Origin of the sequence: Methylomonas sp. MS20 (assembly GCF_050275925.1) — a bacterium.
Lineage (GTDB): Bacteria > Pseudomonadota > Gammaproteobacteria > Methylococcales > Methylomonadaceae > Methylomonas > Methylomonas koyamae_A.
Genome location: NZ_CP189962.1, coordinates 302,384 through 317,690 on the forward strand (window position 1 = coordinate 302,384; position 15,307 = coordinate 317,690).

The 15,307-nt window shown below is 55.1% G+C and carries 15 protein-coding genes and 1 tRNA gene; 8 read left to right on the forward strand and 8 right to left on the reverse strand.

What is annotated here, in order from left to right; all coding sequences use genetic code 11:
- Positions 1–67 precede the first annotated feature (67 nt).
- The gene (locus tag ACQE3D_RS01325; RefSeq protein ID WP_064026314.1) at positions 68–256 is read left to right on the forward strand and encodes a DUF2970 domain-containing protein; all 189 of its coding nucleotides are present in this window, start codon (positions 68–70) and stop codon (positions 254–256) included.
- Positions 257–316: 60 nt separating this feature from the next.
- Here ACQE3D_RS01325 and ACQE3D_RS01330 read toward each other — a convergent pair whose 3' ends face one another.
- Complete coding sequence (locus tag ACQE3D_RS01330) at positions 317–736, reverse strand: hypothetical protein (protein WP_064026312.1); 420 nt, start codon at positions 734–736, stop codon at positions 317–319.
- 209 nt (positions 737–945) lie between these two features.
- Between ACQE3D_RS01330 and ACQE3D_RS01335 the strand changes: the two genes are divergently transcribed.
- The 3 genes from ACQE3D_RS01335 (at position 946) to ACQE3D_RS01345 (ending at position 3,364) form a co-directional block, all read left to right on the forward strand.
- On the forward strand, positions 946–1,074 hold the full coding sequence (locus tag ACQE3D_RS01335; protein WP_255189959.1) for a hypothetical protein: 129 nt from the start codon (positions 946–948) through the stop codon (positions 1,072–1,074).
- A gap of 142 nt (positions 1,075–1,216) precedes the next feature.
- The gene (locus ACQE3D_RS01340; RefSeq protein WP_313729305.1) at positions 1,217–3,121 is read left to right on the forward strand and encodes a DCC1-like thiol-disulfide oxidoreductase family protein; all 1,905 of its coding nucleotides are present in this window, start codon (positions 1,217–1,219) and stop codon (positions 3,119–3,121) included.
- Positions 3,122–3,226: 105 nt separating this feature from the next.
- Entirely contained in the window at positions 3,227–3,364 is a 138-nt protein-coding gene (locus ACQE3D_RS01345) for a hypothetical protein (RefSeq protein ID WP_168030184.1), read from the forward strand.
- 378 nt (positions 3,365–3,742) lie between these two features.
- Here the strand turns inward: ACQE3D_RS01345 and ACQE3D_RS01350 are convergent, their stop codons facing one another.
- From ACQE3D_RS01350 to glyQ, 4 genes are read right to left on the reverse strand one after another with little or no spacing between them, the layout of a single operon-like run.
- The gene (locus ACQE3D_RS01350; protein WP_313729304.1) at positions 3,743–4,453 is read right to left on the reverse strand and encodes a lysophospholipid acyltransferase family protein; all 711 of its coding nucleotides are present in this window, start codon (positions 4,451–4,453) and stop codon (positions 3,743–3,745) included.
- A gap of 13 nt (positions 4,454–4,466) precedes the next feature.
- Positions 4,467–5,009, reverse strand: coding sequence for a D-glycero-beta-D-manno-heptose 1,7-bisphosphate 7-phosphatase (gene gmhB, locus ACQE3D_RS01355; RefSeq protein ID WP_313729303.1), 543 nt, complete (start codon positions 5,007–5,009; stop codon positions 4,467–4,469).
- Positions 5,006–7,072 carry a glycine--tRNA ligase subunit beta gene (glyS, locus tag ACQE3D_RS01360; RefSeq protein ID WP_409521105.1) on the reverse strand — a complete coding sequence of 689 codons (2,067 nt, stop codon included), beginning with the start codon at positions 7,070–7,072 and terminating at the stop codon, positions 5,006–5,008. The genes gmhB and glyS overlap by 4 nt, the downstream gene beginning before the upstream one ends.
- A complete protein-coding gene (gene glyQ, locus ACQE3D_RS01365; protein ID WP_064026492.1) occupies positions 7,072–7,986 on the reverse strand; it encodes a glycine--tRNA ligase subunit alpha in 915 nt (304 codons plus the stop codon). Before glyQ ends, glyS begins: the two co-directional genes overlap by 1 nt.
- 144 nt (positions 7,987–8,130) lie before the next feature.
- Between glyQ and ACQE3D_RS01370 the strand changes: the two genes are divergently transcribed.
- The gene (locus ACQE3D_RS01370; RefSeq protein ID WP_313729301.1) at positions 8,131–8,577 is read left to right on the forward strand and encodes a GNAT family N-acetyltransferase; all 447 of its coding nucleotides are present in this window, start codon (positions 8,131–8,133) and stop codon (positions 8,575–8,577) included.
- A gap of 33 nt (positions 8,578–8,610) precedes the next feature.
- On the opposite strand, the gene ACQE3D_RS01375 is transcribed toward ACQE3D_RS01370, so the two are convergent.
- On the reverse strand, positions 8,611–10,716 hold the full coding sequence (locus ACQE3D_RS01375) for a hypothetical protein (protein ID WP_313729300.1): 2,106 nt from the start codon (positions 10,714–10,716) through the stop codon (positions 8,611–8,613).
- A gap of 245 nt (positions 10,717–10,961) precedes the next feature.
- Between ACQE3D_RS01375 and ACQE3D_RS01380 the strand changes: the two genes are divergently transcribed.
- The 3 genes from ACQE3D_RS01380 to ACQE3D_RS01390 all read left to right on the forward strand — a co-directional run bounded on the left by ACQE3D_RS01380 (position 10,962) and on the right by ACQE3D_RS01390 (position 12,878).
- On the forward strand, positions 10,962–11,180 hold the full coding sequence (locus ACQE3D_RS01380) for a cold-shock protein (protein WP_064025375.1): 219 nt from the start codon (positions 10,962–10,964) through the stop codon (positions 11,178–11,180).
- A gap of 181 nt (positions 11,181–11,361) precedes the next feature.
- A tRNA-Pro gene (locus tag ACQE3D_RS01385) sits at positions 11,362–11,438 on the forward strand.
- Between the two features lie 984 nt (positions 11,439–12,422).
- On the forward strand, positions 12,423–12,878 hold the full coding sequence (locus tag ACQE3D_RS01390; protein WP_139306335.1) for a hypothetical protein: 456 nt from the start codon (positions 12,423–12,425) through the stop codon (positions 12,876–12,878).
- Between the two features lie 212 nt (positions 12,879–13,090).
- Here ACQE3D_RS01390 and ACQE3D_RS01395 read toward each other — a convergent pair whose 3' ends face one another.
- Positions 13,091–14,215 carry a GNAT family N-acetyltransferase/peptidase C39 family protein gene (locus tag ACQE3D_RS01395; protein WP_313729299.1) on the reverse strand — a complete coding sequence of 375 codons (1,125 nt, stop codon included), beginning with the start codon at positions 14,213–14,215 and terminating at the stop codon, positions 13,091–13,093.
- Positions 14,212–15,306, reverse strand: a complete 1,095-nt coding sequence (locus ACQE3D_RS01400; RefSeq protein ID WP_313729298.1) for a DUF2817 domain-containing protein — start codon at positions 15,304–15,306, stop codon at positions 14,212–14,214. The genes ACQE3D_RS01395 and ACQE3D_RS01400 overlap by 4 nt, the downstream gene beginning before the upstream one ends.
- Position 15,307: the final 1 nt, after the last annotated feature.

Below are 15,307 nucleotides of genomic sequence, written 5' to 3' on the forward strand. Positions count from 1 at the left end.
AAGAGTGGTTACCGACTCGGAGTGGGCGATGCCATCAAGGAATCCGTTTTAAACACCGAGGGGAAAAATGTCGAAACCCAGCATGTTACATGTTATCAAAAGCGTGCTCGCCGCCGGAATCGGCGTACAAAGCAACAAGAACCGGGAAATTGATTTCAAGCACGGTTCGCTACCGGCTTATATCATCGTGGGACTAATTGCGACGGTACTGTTTGTTTTCGCCATCGTGACGGTGGTCTCGCTAGTCACGGGATGATCAGTACCGGTGGGACGGCGCGTAAGCCCAAATTCAGGCTTTAGGGCTTACGCGCGGCGATTAATTGCTGGAGGTTTTAAAGCTGTCTTTAATGCTAATGAGCATTTCCTTGATACCGCTAAACAGGTTGGCCGGTGTCGGCGCTTCCTTCAAAATGACTAGCGTGCGGATGGCGGCCACGGCTAGAACGCCGGCAACCGACGGGAATAATTCGCACAAGCTGTTGACGAAGAAGCCGCCGGGGTTTTCCTGGGTTCTTCTGTCGCTGACGCTAGCTAAATCGCGATCGTAGCTGTCGCCTATATCCTTGCCGCCCAATGCGTCGATGATTTCAATGCAAAAGATCTGGGCAACGAATTCGACCGCGAAAAACACCACCACGCATGCGGCTACCCACATGAGCACATTGCTCTTTTTGGCTTTCATCATGGTCTGGTAGACCCAGATCGCCGTTAAAACCATTACTATGCCGCCTATCATGATTTCTCCCCTATGACTATTGTTATTGTTATGAAATTAACACGCGCCCATACTACTCATATTCTCTCTGGATGGCAATTGCACCGCGATCTTTAACAATCACCCACCAATTGCTTGACTTTGCAAGCAGCTAAAGTAACATATGATGCTCGACCGCCAACGAACTGGCACATTTTATAACAATTAACTTATTTAGGTAGGAGGCACCCATGGGAGCGATCTTAGACTTAACAGAAATGCTGAAAGAACCTTCAGGCATGATCGGCGCGGTAGTGATTATCGCTGCCGGATATTTTTTCGTAAAATGGGTGTTTGCCGAACCTAAAGACGAAGAATAAGACAGTTCGGTTACGAACAAGCTTTTCTGGAAAAGGCGGCTACGGATTGATCCGTAGCCGCCTTTTTTTTGCCAAAAATTCGGGAGGAAGGTTGCAATACCTTATAATTCCTGATCTTTTTCTTTCGCCGTTTCGATCAAACATGTATAGAGCCCTTGTTTCCAAATTCGCAACGCTTTACTCAAAGCGAGTTCCAGCCACGGGCGTGGGGCTGTTTCGCATGTTGTTCGGTCTGGTCACGCTTCAGGAAGTGTGCTTTCTGATCTATTTCAATCATTTGATCTTCGACCCCATCCCGTTTCTCGATGTCGAATTTCCGATGATCGTATTCGCCCTGTGGCTCTGGGCCGTTGTCGCGCTGTGTTTGGCGGTGGGCTACCGCTGTCAAGCCGCCAGCGTCGCCAACTATCTGTTATGGCTGATTTTCGTCAACTTCACGCCGATGCAGCGTGATTTCGACGGCGGCTTCGATTTGTTCATGATAGGCGGCAATTTTTTCTTGATGTTTATGCCGATGGATAGGGCGTTTGCTATTGATGCGCTCCTCCGTAAATTGCGGGCGCCGTTTGCTATTTACGACCGCACACGAGTGGAGCAAGTGTCAGCGTTAGTCTATATTCTGCCGGTTTCGATCTGTCTAGGTCTGCTCTATTTTGATTCCGCCATCCATAAAATGTTTGCCGAGCACTGGCGGAACGGGTTGGGTGCCTGGTTGCCTTCCTCAATGCCGTATTATATTTCGGCCGTCGATCTGGCTTGGTTGCTGAATATCGAAAGCCTGCAAAAATTTATAGGCTACACCATCATCGTCTTCCAATTCAGCTTCCCGTTTTTTTACTTTTTAAGACGATTGCGGCCGCTGTACTTTTTGATCGGCGTCGCGCTGCATCTGGGCATCAGCTTGTCGTTCAATATTTATCCGTTCGGTATGGGTATGTTGATTTTCTATGTCTTAGTCATGCCGTTTTCCTGGTATCGGCGCATCGGTACTTGGCTGAGAGGCAAGACCAAGCTGACGGTGTTCTACGACCGGCAATGCCCTCTGTGCAATCGCACGGTGTTGACGCTCGCTCATTTCGACGTTTTACGCCGTGTCGAATTCAAGCCGGCCCAAGTGCATGCAATCGAATATCCCGCGTTGGCCGAATTGGACGAACAGCAATTGCTAACCGATCTCTACGCGGTGGATAGCGAGGGGCGTGTGTATGCCGGCGTCGATACCTATGCGCAAATCCTGATCGCAATGGCCTATCCTGCCCCAATCGGTTGGCTGATGAATCTCCCGCTATTGCACGGTTGGTTATATCGACGCTATCGTGCGATCGCCGACAGTCGTGCCCGTCTGGTCTGCGACGTGAGCTGCGTTACAGAGACGGCGCCGGACGTAGCGTTTTCCTGGTATGAGCGAGTCTTCGAGCCGGAGCATGCGACGCCGGCGCGTAGCCGAATTCACAAGATTGCCAAAGTCGTAGTGGTGCTGTTGTTTTTTCAGTTCAACAGCAGCATCCATTACGGTTTGCTATATCGCTTGCATGTCGACACCCGGCAAACGATGCTGGCCGGCATGTTGACCGACGCGAGCAACGGGATTTTAATGCTCTCGCATACCTTTCTAGGCATTACTCCTCACGCGCTTTACTTGCACGACCACTTCGAAGGCTACGATCGCATTCTCGGCATCACTTATCTGAACGCCGATGGCGAAGAGTTCTGGTTACCGTTTGTGAATCGGCAAGGACGCTTACTGGCGCCCAATTGGGGGCGGGTGCATTCGATGTGGGCTAACATCGCCGTGACCCCGAATATCGACGAAGTCAGGCTCAAGAAATTCATCATGAAGGTCACCGCTTTTTGGGGAAAAAAGTCCGGACTGGATTTGGAAAACACCCAATTCATCATCAAAATGAAGCGAACCCGTGCACCGTCTTCTTGGGAAAAAGATCTAAGAAATAATAACTTATCTGGAGATTGGGAGGCGATAGGTTCGGCGGCCTGGTCCGGTAAGGAAATCAAGATTAGCCTGCCAAAAGACATCGATTCGCTATGAATATAAGGGGTGTTGCAAGCCGAGAATGATCATGCTATAAAATCCTGGTGCTCGAGATTTGTGCACGAGAACTATAAAAACCTACATTTTTATTCGGAGGATGTTATGAAAAAAGTTTTGTCTCTTCTTGCGATGGCGATGATGATTGTTAGCTTGAGCGGCTGCATGGACGACCCGGACCAAGGTAATCCAAAACCAAAAAACTACGGTACTCCTGCCCAACAAGGTTCAGGCGTCAACTGATCGTAGTTAGGGATTTAGCAAAATCCTTTTATAAGGCCCGCTTTATGCGGGCCTTATTTGTTCTGAAACCGTTCTCTAAAGATATTTTGTTTGCGAAAATCGGCTTTAGTCTGTATAAGTTTCGCCGTGCTTAATTCTTTTTTGATTTCGTACACGAAAAAATATAAAAAACATTCATTTGGAGGATATTGTGAAAAAAGTACTGTCTTTGTTGGCGATCACCCTGATGCTGGTTGGCCTGAGTGGTTGCATGGACGATCCGGACGCATCCAAACAAAAAGTTTCAAGCTCTACTTCCGTACAGCTCTAAAGCTTAACGGCAAGGCCCGCTGTCGGCGGGCCTTGTTTATGGTTTTTTCCTAATATCCTCTTCAAAAATCAAGCGCTCTCGGCGGAAATCTCCGTCATGGCATTCCCAATCCATTCTTCCGCAGCGGCGTTAATCTCTTTAGCGGTTTTGCCGGTGACTTCGATAGTCGGCCCTATCTTGACTTTAATTACGCCGGGATATTTCAAAAAACTGTTGCGCGGCCAAAATTCGCCGGCATTGTGAGCCAGCGGTATTACCGGAAAACCGGATTTTTGCGCCAACATCGCGCCTCCGGCGTTGAATTTTTTGGAGTCGCCTGGCGCGACACGAGTGCCTTCCGGAAACACCAACACAAACAGACCTTCCTTGAGGCGCGCAGTGCCTTGTTCCAACAACATTTTCAGTGCCTCTTTTTGCGCGCTTCGATCGATCGCAATTGGTTTTAGCGTTGCCAAGCCCCAGCCGCCGAACGGGATGCGTAATAACGACTCTTTCAAGACAGCGGTTTGCGGCGAGATAAACTGACGTAGCGCGATAGTCTCCCAGGCCGATTGATGCTTGCTCAGGATCACCGCCGCGCGATCCTTGGGAACGTTTTCCAATCCCTCCACCTGGCAACTCAAACCGCAACAAAGCTTAAGCATAAACATCAGGTAGTTTATCCAGATATCGGCGATTCGATACCGCAGCTCGAAAGACAACGGTATTGCCGCCAGTATCAGTACGCCGACAATCGGGGTGGAAAACAGAATGTAAATAAAGAATAGGGTGGAGCCCAAATAGACTCGGAAATCAGCTTTGCGTGACGATGAAGTTGGCTGCGTCATAAAGAGTGTCGAAGATAGGACAGTAAAGTTCTGGATGATCTTGCATGGTTTTCAGGCCCTTGCCGGTCTTGACCAGGATAGGCTTGGCGCCGGCCGTTTCGGCGGCTTGCAGGTCGCGGAACGAGTCGCCGACCGCGTAGATTTTGCTCAAGTCGGCGCGGTAGTCGGCGGCGAAGCGGCGAAATAGCCCGTCCTTGGGTTTACGGCAATCGCAGGCATCGTCGGGCCCGTGCGGGCAGAAATAGATTGTTTCGATCTTGCCGCCCGCGTCGATTACCAACTGTTTCATCTTGGCGTGTATCGCCTCCAGCGTTGCGAGATCGAACAGGCCGCGCGCCACGCCGGATTGATTGCTGATCACCACGACTTTAAAACCATGGTGGCTCAATAAGGCGATGGCATCCAGGCTACCGGGTAGTGGTTGCCATTCTCCCGGCGACTTGACGAAGGTATCCGAGTCGACGTTGATGGTGCCGTCTCGATCCAGGATGACATAACGGTCCGTCACGCTTGCAGCTTGGAAATGTCGGCGATCCGCAAGAACTGGTTGGACAATTTGGCCAGCAAGGCTAGGCGACTGTTGCGCAATGCTATGTCGTCGGTGTTGACCATGACGTGATCGAAAAACGCGTCGACCGTATCGCGTAGCTGCGCCAAGCGGCTCAGCGCCAGCGGATAATTGCGCTCGGCCAGCAGTGGCAGAATCGCGGTTTCCGATTCCTCGGCGGCAACCAGTAGATTTTTTTCCTGTGCTTCGGCCAGATTACCGATGGTTTCCGAAACCGGCTGTTCGGACTTCTTCAAGATATTGATGATGCGTTTATTGGCGGCGGCCAGACTTTCGGCTTCCGGCAAGGCGCGGAAGGACTGCACCGCTTTAATCCGCAACCAGAAATCGAACGGACGGGTCGGGTTAACCGCGAATACCGCTTCGAATTCGTCGTTGCTGAAACCTTGATCCAAGCAATAGCCTTTCAGACGATCGAAGATGAAGCCAGTCACCTTGTTTCGGGTTTCGGCCTTGTCGAATGTATGACTGAATTGCGCCAGCGCGGCATCCAGCAATTCGACGACATCCAAATCCAGGCCGTTTTCGATCAAGGTCCGCAAAATGCCCAAGGTGGCGCGGCGCAGGGCATAAGGGTCTTTGTCGCCGGTTGGTATCAGTCCGGCGCTGAAAATGCCGGCCAGGGTGTCGATTTTTTCCGCCACGGACAGCGCCACGCTGATAGCCGCCTTGGGAATCTCGCCACCGGATTGTTTCGGGAAATATTGTTCTTCCTGGGCGTTAGCGACCGCTAAGTCCTCGCCGTCCGCCGCCGCGTAATAACGGCCCATCGTGCCTTGCAGGTTGGTAAATTCGCTCACCATATTGGTCAGCAAATCGGTTTTCGCCAGCAAGGCCGCGCGTTTCGCCAACGCGACATCGGCGCCGAGTTTTTCGGCGATCAAGCCGGCCAGATGGGCGATGCGCTCGGTCTTGTCGAGCAAGGTGCCCAAGTCTTTTTGAAAGACGATGGTTTTCAGGCTGTCGACGCGATCGGCCAGGGATTGCTTGCGGTCTTGTTTCCAGAAGAATTCGGCATCGACCAAGCGCGGCAACACCACGCGTTCATTGCCGGCGCGTATCGCCGCCGGATTGGAGCTTTCGATGTTGGCAAAGGTGATGAAGTGCGCCAGCAAGCCGCCGTTTTCATTCTTGACTGGGAAGTACTTCTGGTTGGACTGCATAGTCGTGATCAATACTTCCTGCGGCAATTCCAGGAAGCGGGCATCGAAATTGCCGACTACCGGCACCGGCCACTCGTTCAAGGCCGCGACCTCTTCCAGCAAATCGGCCTCGATATGCGCGATGCCGCCCAGTTCGGTCGCCGCCCGCTGGGCGCCGGTTTCGATTTGCCGCATGCGCTGTTCGAAATCGACCGTCACTTTCGCCGCCAACAGTTTGTCCACGTATTCATTGGGATGGCTTAGCTCGATCGGCGCTGGTGCATGCATGCGGTGGCCGAAGCTATGACGACCGGTCTTCAAGCCCAGGATCTCAGCCTCGATAATGTCGTCGCCGAATAGCAGCACCGCATTGTGCACCGGTCGCACGAACTCGTGGTCGTAATTGCCCCAGTGCATGCGCTTGGCGATCGGCAGTTGCGCCAGGCTTTTGCGGATGATGTCGGGGATAAGCTGGGAGGTCGCTTGACCTTTGACAGCCTGTTTGAAAATCAGCCAGGAACCTTTATCGGTTTCCAGTTTTTCCAGTTGCTCGAAGCCGGCGCCGCAACTGGACGCAAAGCCCAGTGCCGCCTTACTTGGTGCGCCATCCGGACCGTAGGCCGCTTGCAAGGCTGGGCCGCGCTTTTCGACCACCTTATCCGCCTGCTGGCTGTCCAGGTTACGGATGATCACGGCCAAACGGCGTGGTGTCGCGTAGGCCTTGGCCTCGCTAAATTTCAAGCCGGCGTCATTCAAGCCGGCGACCATGCCGTCCAGCAAAGACTGGCTGAGTTTCTTCAAGGATTTTGGAGGCAGTTCTTCGCCACCCAGCTCGAATAACAAATCATTGGTGCTCATGATTACGCTCCTTGTCTGGCCAGAATCGGGAAACCCAGCGCTTCGCGGCGGGCATAGTAGGCTTCGGCGACCGACTTGGCCAGATTGCGCACGCGCAAGATGTAACGTTGGCGTTCGGTGACCGAGATGGCGTGGCGCGCATCGAGCAAGTTAAATGAGTGTGAGGCTTTCAAGACCATTTCGTAGGCGGGCAGGGGCAGGTTTTGTTCGAGCAGTTTTTGGCATTCCGCTTCGAAGGTATCAAAGCATTGGAACAGAAAATCGACGTTGGCGTGTTCGAAGTTGAACGCCGACATTTCCACTTCGTTTTGGTGGAATACGTCGCCGTAAGTCACTACGCCTTGCGGGCCGCGGGTCCAGACCAGATCGAACACCGATTCCACGCCTTGCAGATACATGGCAATACGTTCCAGGCCATAGGTGATCTCGCCGCTGACCGGCTTGCATTCCAGGCCGCCGACTTGTTGGAAATAGGTAAACTGCGTGACTTCCATGCCATTTAGCCAGACCTCCCAACCCAGCCCCCAGGCGCCCAGGGTCGGCGACTCCCAGTTATCCTCGACGAAGCGGATGTCGTGCTCCAGCAAATCCAGGCCTAGATGGCGCAGAGAACCCAGATACAATTCCTGGATGTTGTCCGGCGACGGCTTCATGATGACCTGGAACTGATAGTAATGTTGCAGGCGGTTGGGGTTTTCGCCGTAGCGGCCGTCGGTGGGGCGGCGCGAAGGTTGGACGTAAGCCGCGTTCCAAGGCTCCGGGCCTATGGCGCGTAAAAATGTCGCGGGATGGAAGGTACCGGCGCCGACCTCCTGATCCAGGGGTTGTAATAACACGCAACCCTGCTCCGACCAGTATTGTTGCAAGGTCAGAATCAGGCCTTGAAAAGTAGAGACATCAGTGTTGGTCGTCGTCACGTCGCAAGCCATTTTAAGGGATTAAAAAATACTGCGATTATACTCCAAAAGCCCCCTCGAACGCGGCGGATGGCAACCGACCAGCGCTGATGGTTACTCGGAAAATTCGGTTACACTGGCCGATTCGAATTAGGAGACGACACTATGCGGATCGATTTGGCCTGTGCGGCCGACATCGCGGTCCTAAGCGATTTGTTGACTGAGCTCTTCGATCAAGAAGCCGAATTTTGCCCGGATTCGACGGCGCAACAGCGAGGGTTGGCGGCCATCATAGGTGATCCGACGATCGGCGAAATCCTGGTGGCGCGGGAAGACGGCCGGCCTGTCGGCATGGTCAGCTTGCTATACACGGTGTCCACGGCGCTCGGCGGGCGCGTGGCATGGCTGGAAGATATGGTGGTGACCGCGAATCGGCGCGGGTCGGGGATAGGCCAAGGATTGCTGAAAGCGGCCATCGCACACGCCAAATCCGGCGGTTGCCGCCGGATTACCTTGTTAACCGACGCGGAGAATGCGGCGGCGCAAGACTTTTATCGGCGGGAAGGTTTTAACGCTTCGCCAATGCGGCCTTACCGCTTGTCGTTGGAGTGACGCAGCCGAATGCGTTTGACGTCACGCGCCGGATTATTCGCCGGCCGCCGTAAAGGCGTCGCGTAATATTTGTTCGGCGCTGTAACCGGCTTCAGCCAGGGCTTGGGCGCGCAATATCGACAATCCCAGGCCGTGGCCACTGCCCACGCCTTCGAATTGCCAGCCCCTCCCGCCACTGAGTGCTTCGATCCGGTCCGGGCAGGACGGCAATTTGAGGGTATTGCGGAATACTTCGCAGGCTAGGACCTCCTCGCTTTCCGGATAGTATAGGCGGACCAACAATTCGCCGGTTTTGCGGCGTTCGCGGCGGATAGCGTCGATGCGTTGTTCCGCGAAACGGCCTTCCAATTCCGCGGCCGCGATTTGGCGAATCCAGCGTCGGTCGCCGCCGTTGGCGAAGGGCAGCCAAGTTTGTCCGTCCGCCAGCGCATCCAGTAATCGCAACAAGTTGGGGTCGGTTCGCTCTCCGCTACGGGAATGGGCGTTTGGCGCCTCGCCCAGAAACACCATGCAATGGGTGGTATCGCACAGAGCCTGACTCTCCGAGTGGCGATGCTTGCCGTGGCTGCCGTTCCAAATCACGAGGGCTCGCATCGCTCGGCGGGCACTGCCGGTCAAGGTTTGCGCCTCGGCTGACAAAACGCCATCGGCATAGGTTTCCGCGTCGGTTTCCAAAATGTCGGGACCGTCGCCGACGTCGTTCAATAGACCCGCAATCAAGCGAACGGAACGACTGCCGCGCGCGCTGGATACCAGTGTAAACGACCCGCAACGGCTAAATCGTCCGGCCGGCCCGTTCAGTTCCGGGCAGTCTGCGTCGGCTTGCCAGCTATTGCGTTCGGTGGCGGACAGTAAGCGTACCCGGACGGCGGCGAATTCGGCGGGATATTGTTGTTGCCAGCGTTGCAGCCGCGGCGACGCATAGGCTAGGACGCCGGCGCCGTTGACGCCGCGCTGGCGGAAAACCGCTAAATAGACCGGATGTCCGGCCGGCCAGGCCACCATCAGATGACCGATCTCGGCTTGGCCGTCCGCGCTCGAGACCGTGCCGGTTTTTGCCATTGCCTGTAATCGGCGCAATATCGCTAGCTCGGAGTCGGGACGAGCGGCCAAGGTCGAACCCGGAAGACTACCGTTTTGGGCTAGGCCTTGAAAATAGCTGGGCTGGCTTAACATGGCGGCTCGCATGGTCAGCGCCAATTCGGGCAAGTCGGCGACGATCGGGAAGCGGCCGTCGGCGTCGCGTTCGCCTAAAAACACGCGCCAACCTTGGTCGTCAATCTGGGCTGTCGGTGGAGCTGGCCGCGAAGCTTCCGGCAAAAATCGTCGGTAAAGGTCGGGTTGAAATTGGGCGCGGCGTTGTAGCAATTTGTCGGTGTCGCTGGTCGCTAATTCGGTGGTCAGCACTTCCGGATTGGCGTTTCGCAATGCGGCCGCATAGGGAATCTTCAATAACGAGCCCGGCGGCAAAGCGGTTTGCGAGTCACCGCCTTGGTCCAAAATCCGCCCCGAAATCAAGTTCATCAGTAAGTAGCCTGCTCCCGCGCTCGCATTGGAGCCCAACCAAGATTGCCATTGTGGCGGCGCGCCACAGGCGCGCGCCGGCCATTCAGCTGTCACCGCGAGGCGGCCCAGTAACGATCTGGCTTTAGCGCTCAATTGATTGCCGGAGCGGATGTCTGCCGCTAGGGCTTCCAACTCGGCAGCATTGAGTTGAGACGGGGCATCGACGTTGGATAGTTCGCCGCTAAAGCGCATTGCGGCGGCTTCCTCGATCCAGGTCGGCCAAAGTCCCCCGCAGCTGCGATGGCTGGCTTCATGAAACAGCTCGTGGCGCAGATAGACTGCCGCATCCAAACCGCCTTGCGGTTGCTGGCGCAGGTAAATGGCGCCGGGTCGCCAGCCGCCGGCATGGCTAGCGCTGAATTGGCCGTTCGTTAATGTCGGAAACACTCGTACCGGATCATTTTCGCTGGGGACTCGGTAGCCTTGTTCGATCAATTCGGCCAACGCTGCAACGCCGGCGTCGTGCAAATCTGGCGAATGGGCCAGGCTGCCGAAAAACAGGATAGCGGCACCGGCTTCCGCGTAGTACCCAAAGCGAAGCAAGGGGCGTATCCAGGCCGCAATGGTCGTCAAAGCTAAAATCCTCCAACAAATAATGTCAGGGTACGTCATCTCTCGTTTAAAGACACGAATTAGATTGACAAGCCGGCGAATCAGCCTAGAATAAGGTCAGCTAGAAAATACGTTTTTACCTTTGTTTATCAAATCGGTGTCGGTAAGTTAGACATTCGTCCTTGTTCTTCATTTAGTAATTCCAGCATTTACCAGCGTTACCGGCCTATCGCAGGCCAAATTTTAATATTTTTCTAGGACTTATCATGTCTACTACTTTCACCACCGGCGTCGTCAAATGGTTTAACGCGGATAAAGGCTTCGGCTTTATCGAGCAAAAACAAGGCCCGGACGTTTTCGTTCATTTCAAAAACATTCTGAACCCGAACAACAGTTACAGAACCTTGGACGAAGGCCAGCACGTGCAGTTTAAATTGGGTCGCGGCCCTAAAGGTCCGCAGGCCGAAGAAGTTAGCATTATTTAATGCGGAGAAAGGCCGCCGAGATGTCGGCGGCCTTTTATGAGCCGCATCCGGTTTGGTGCCAGCTTCGCTATCCAGATGGGCGGCGCTAAACTCCCTCTCCTTACTCGATTCGGTTCTGGTTAGCGAAAAGCTTGCGCCGAAGCTACCCATCTTTGTTAGAATAAGCCATCCAAGACGGCATCGGAGTGTAGCTCAGCTTGGTAGAGCACTGCCTTCGGGAGGCAGGGGCCGGAGGTTCGAATCCTCTCACTCCGACCATTCCAAAATGATTGAAAATCCCTCGTGATTGTCAATTGTCATCGATAGTCTCAAGTATAAAACCGGCGGTTGCCTGACAACGTGGATCACGCCGCTTCCCTGGCTCGAAACGGTTCAGGGCATTTGAAAACTTCAGCGTTGTTCCGGAATTGTCTTTGTTGAGATCAATTTAAACTTGCCCTGCTAAGCTATTACCAGCTGGATTTTAGAGCGCAAACGGAATGCTGAAGGCGGCCCGCATCTGGTGGCGGATGCTATCGGCGTGCTTTGGACTTCGCAGATGATTTCCCCGGCGGAGTGTACGCGCAGGTATAGCGGCTGCGGACGCGTAGGGAAATCAGCATTTTCATCCCTCGCCATCGGCCGTGGTACCCGGGTTACAAACTGGAGGAGATGGCTGGCGCCAACTTTTTAAATGCTTGGCACCGATGGTTTGTCTTTCACGATTACAAGGGGAGCTGAATGCCGTGAGTTACGGTAAAAATAGATCGTCGGCGTTGCCACTCGTTTTCAATTGACTTCTTAAGCACTTGAACTGACTTCCTGGCGCCGCGAAGGGATATCAAACCGTCTCGGCCCCATATCTACAGCGCCCTTAGGCATTTTCCACTGTCCTTAACGCAATCGTTCTAGCCTGGACGGTGCGCTAGCCAATCTCGAAAAAACGGCCCGAAGCAGCGATGGTATCGCTGAATGTCGTGCAAGTGTGGTCGGCGTGGCTGTCCACGCAAGTAATTTCGTTGCAATCCTCGCTTACAATGGATGCGAACCAAGTTTTGGGTTCGAGCCTGCCGCGACTTTGGCGTTGGAACGGCGGTTAACAAAGTTTTACCTGCTTTTACCTTTTCGGTGGCCCCGTCGAAGGCGATGTCTTCTAGTATTTCGTTGGCCGGTCAAGTCGCAACTTCCCTCTATTCGGTTTGGCCGGCTACCGGCGACGGCGTTGCCGTCGCCACATTCCAACGAAAACCAGGAGTTTTAATCATGACTAGAGCATGGCTGATTTCCAGTCTCTTGATCGCGTTGGTCGGCAGTGCGCCGGCTTACGCCAAATCGTCGCAAACCGCGCTACGGACCGCCGAGTTCGAGGCTGCCAATACCGACACCGCCGACGACTTGACCTTGGCTGAGTACCAGACCTATATCGCCGGTTTGACCGACACTCGTTTCGACGAACTGGATGCGGATGATAGCGCCGACATTTCGCTTAGCGAATTCGTCGTCGGCAAGACCGGGAAGGCGCTGACTTTGGAAACCGAAGTTTTCAATTTGGCTGATGCTGATGCCAGCGGTGCGTTAAGCAGCGAGGAGTTCGCCGTGACCGCATTGGGCAACAGTGATGGCGAAGTATTGCGCCGCTTCGCGGATATGGATCGAGACAGCAGCTTGACGGTCAGTCTGAGCGAGTATTTGGTCGGTTGTCGGAAACAACGTCATTGATTCGCGTACTCCGTCGGAGGGTTAACTGGGCGGCAAACGCACAGAGGCGGTTCGCCTTGATTTAACTCCTTACGGCTCGACACGCCTGTCCGCGAGAGGGAGCTTCGCCCTAAAAAGCACGCAAGACCGGCGCTTGGGCCAATTGAAAATGCAGCTCGAAATTTGTCGAAACTGGCGGCGTTTTTCGATGCCGGTTTCGGCGCGGCTCGCGTTTATTGGGTTTTGTGAGCGAGAGCGGAGTCGGGTTTTAAAATCACCGCCGTCCGCAGCCTGGATTTGCCGAAACAGCACATCCGCTCGAAATCCTCGCGGGCGATCGGGATGAACTGGCAATCCAGGTCGCTTTGCCGGCCGTCGTCGGGGTCGGAGTCGTGCATGTACAAGCAATCGTTGTCGTAGCCGCTCATGACGACCCAATGCGGGGCTTTCTTACGGTCCATCGCATAGGTGCTGATCAGAATCAAGGGAATTGCACCGGTCTCGAACGCGGCGATTAGATCGGCCTGGCTGATGCTGGCGTAATGTACCGGTATTTGCCGACGCTCGGCTTCGCGTTTGAAATATTGATCAGTGAGTTCGATGACGCGTTTTTTCTCGTCGCTGCGTACGCTGTCGATGAACAAGGTCGAGGTTTGGTTGATCCAGGTTTCCACGTGAAAACCGCGCCGGCCCGCCGCCAGCGCTAAACCGAGCGGGTGGCAGCCGCCGTGGCCGGAGGTCATGAAGACTGTGGTGGCCTCGCGCCAAAGATTGATTTCTTCGTCGGCCGACGGCTGGTAGGTTCGGTTCAAGGCGTGCATCGCCATCATCAGCGCGGCCGGCCCGCAGGTAAACGGCGTGGTTTGTCTGAGCCAGTGCACCGAGCGGTGCTGCGGTTTGTCGCGGTAACGGCGGATGCGTTTTTGATAGCGCAGCGCGTCCTTGTGATCCTGATAATAATCGCGATAGACCCCGAAACGCTGGTAGCCTAGCGCTTCGTAGAGCTTGATCGCCGCCGCGTTATCGACGCTGACTTCCAGGCGCAGATAAAGCCTGCCGTCGTCGCGAGCGGCTTGTTCGCCGGCGGTCATCAAGGCCTTGGCGATGCCGTGGCCGCGCAACTCCGGCGCCACGGCCAGCGAGTAAATTCGCGCCAATCGGGTGCCGGGATGGTAAATGATCAAAATGTAGCCCGCCATCCGATGTTCGAATTCGCCGACCAGCAGGGCGCGATGCTCGTTGGTCAGCCAATGCCGAAAACTGCGCCGACTGAGTTTGTCGGTGGCGAAGCTGGCGTTTTCCAGCGCGACCAGCGCCTCCAGATCGGTCGGCAGCGCCGGGCGTATCGCGGTCGTCATCGTGCCAGCCCGGCTAGTGCTTGGCCGATAACCTGACGGGCGCGAAACAGTACCTGTTCGCGCCAGACCGGGTCCTCCGGACAGAAATGCCGGCGCATCGCGTCGCGGTGGATCAGGCGAGCCGCGTCGTTGCCGGTTTGCGCCCAAAGCAAATGATCTTGCAGCAAGACATCGAACAGCGCATCGGTGGCGTAGGTGCCGAACTCCAGCGTGACGTAGCAACCGGCATCGCCGATTGCCGCGTGCCACAAATAATCCAGCAAACCCCATTTTGGTACCGAACTCGAGGTGCCGGCCGCCGGTAAGGTCACCGCGTCGCCGTACCAAGTTTTTGCAAGCGTCGAGCCGATGCTGTTCGGCGCGTGGTCGCAGATGATTTCTCCGTAACCGTAGGCTCCTAGTCCTGTGTGGATGTCGACGACCGCCAGCCGGCGCCGATTGAGTTGATAGCGAGAAATCAACGCTTCGCATACCTTACGGCCGTGAGCCGGCGCGCGGCCGCCGTAAAAAGGCCCGAGCGGATCGAGGTATTGCCCGCCGCTGATCGCGATTTCCAGCGCGGTTCGACCGTGGCGGGCGGCGAATTCGGCGAACGCTTGTTGGCGGCGGCCGGTATCGGCTTCGAACAAGATCGGCCGCAGTTCGCGGTAATGCGGGTTGTCGGGTGGCGGTAGGGAGAAATCGATTGCATTGCGGTTCAAATCGACGCCGTCGGCATCGCAGCGACGCGACCAGGCATAACCCCACGGCGTTAATGCATGCACCAGCACTAATGCGACACCGTTGGGCAGCAGCGAGGGTTGTGCACTCAAACGGTGCAACCAATCGGTTTGTACCGCCGAACCGGCGTAGCCTTCGATGCCGTGGGTGCCGGCCAGAATCACCACCACTTGTTCGGCATCGGCTGGTCCTATCCAAATGCTGTCCGTGAATAAGGCCGCGCCGTCCGGTCCTTGGCCGGGACAGGGAAAATCCAAACTCTCGCAATGCAAGCTTAATTCCGCCGCCGCTAGCCAGCCCTGGCGCGCTTCGACGTAGTTGCTTGGAAAGCAAGCGAGGTCTAATGGGTTGGAAGTGGTTGAGCTGGACATG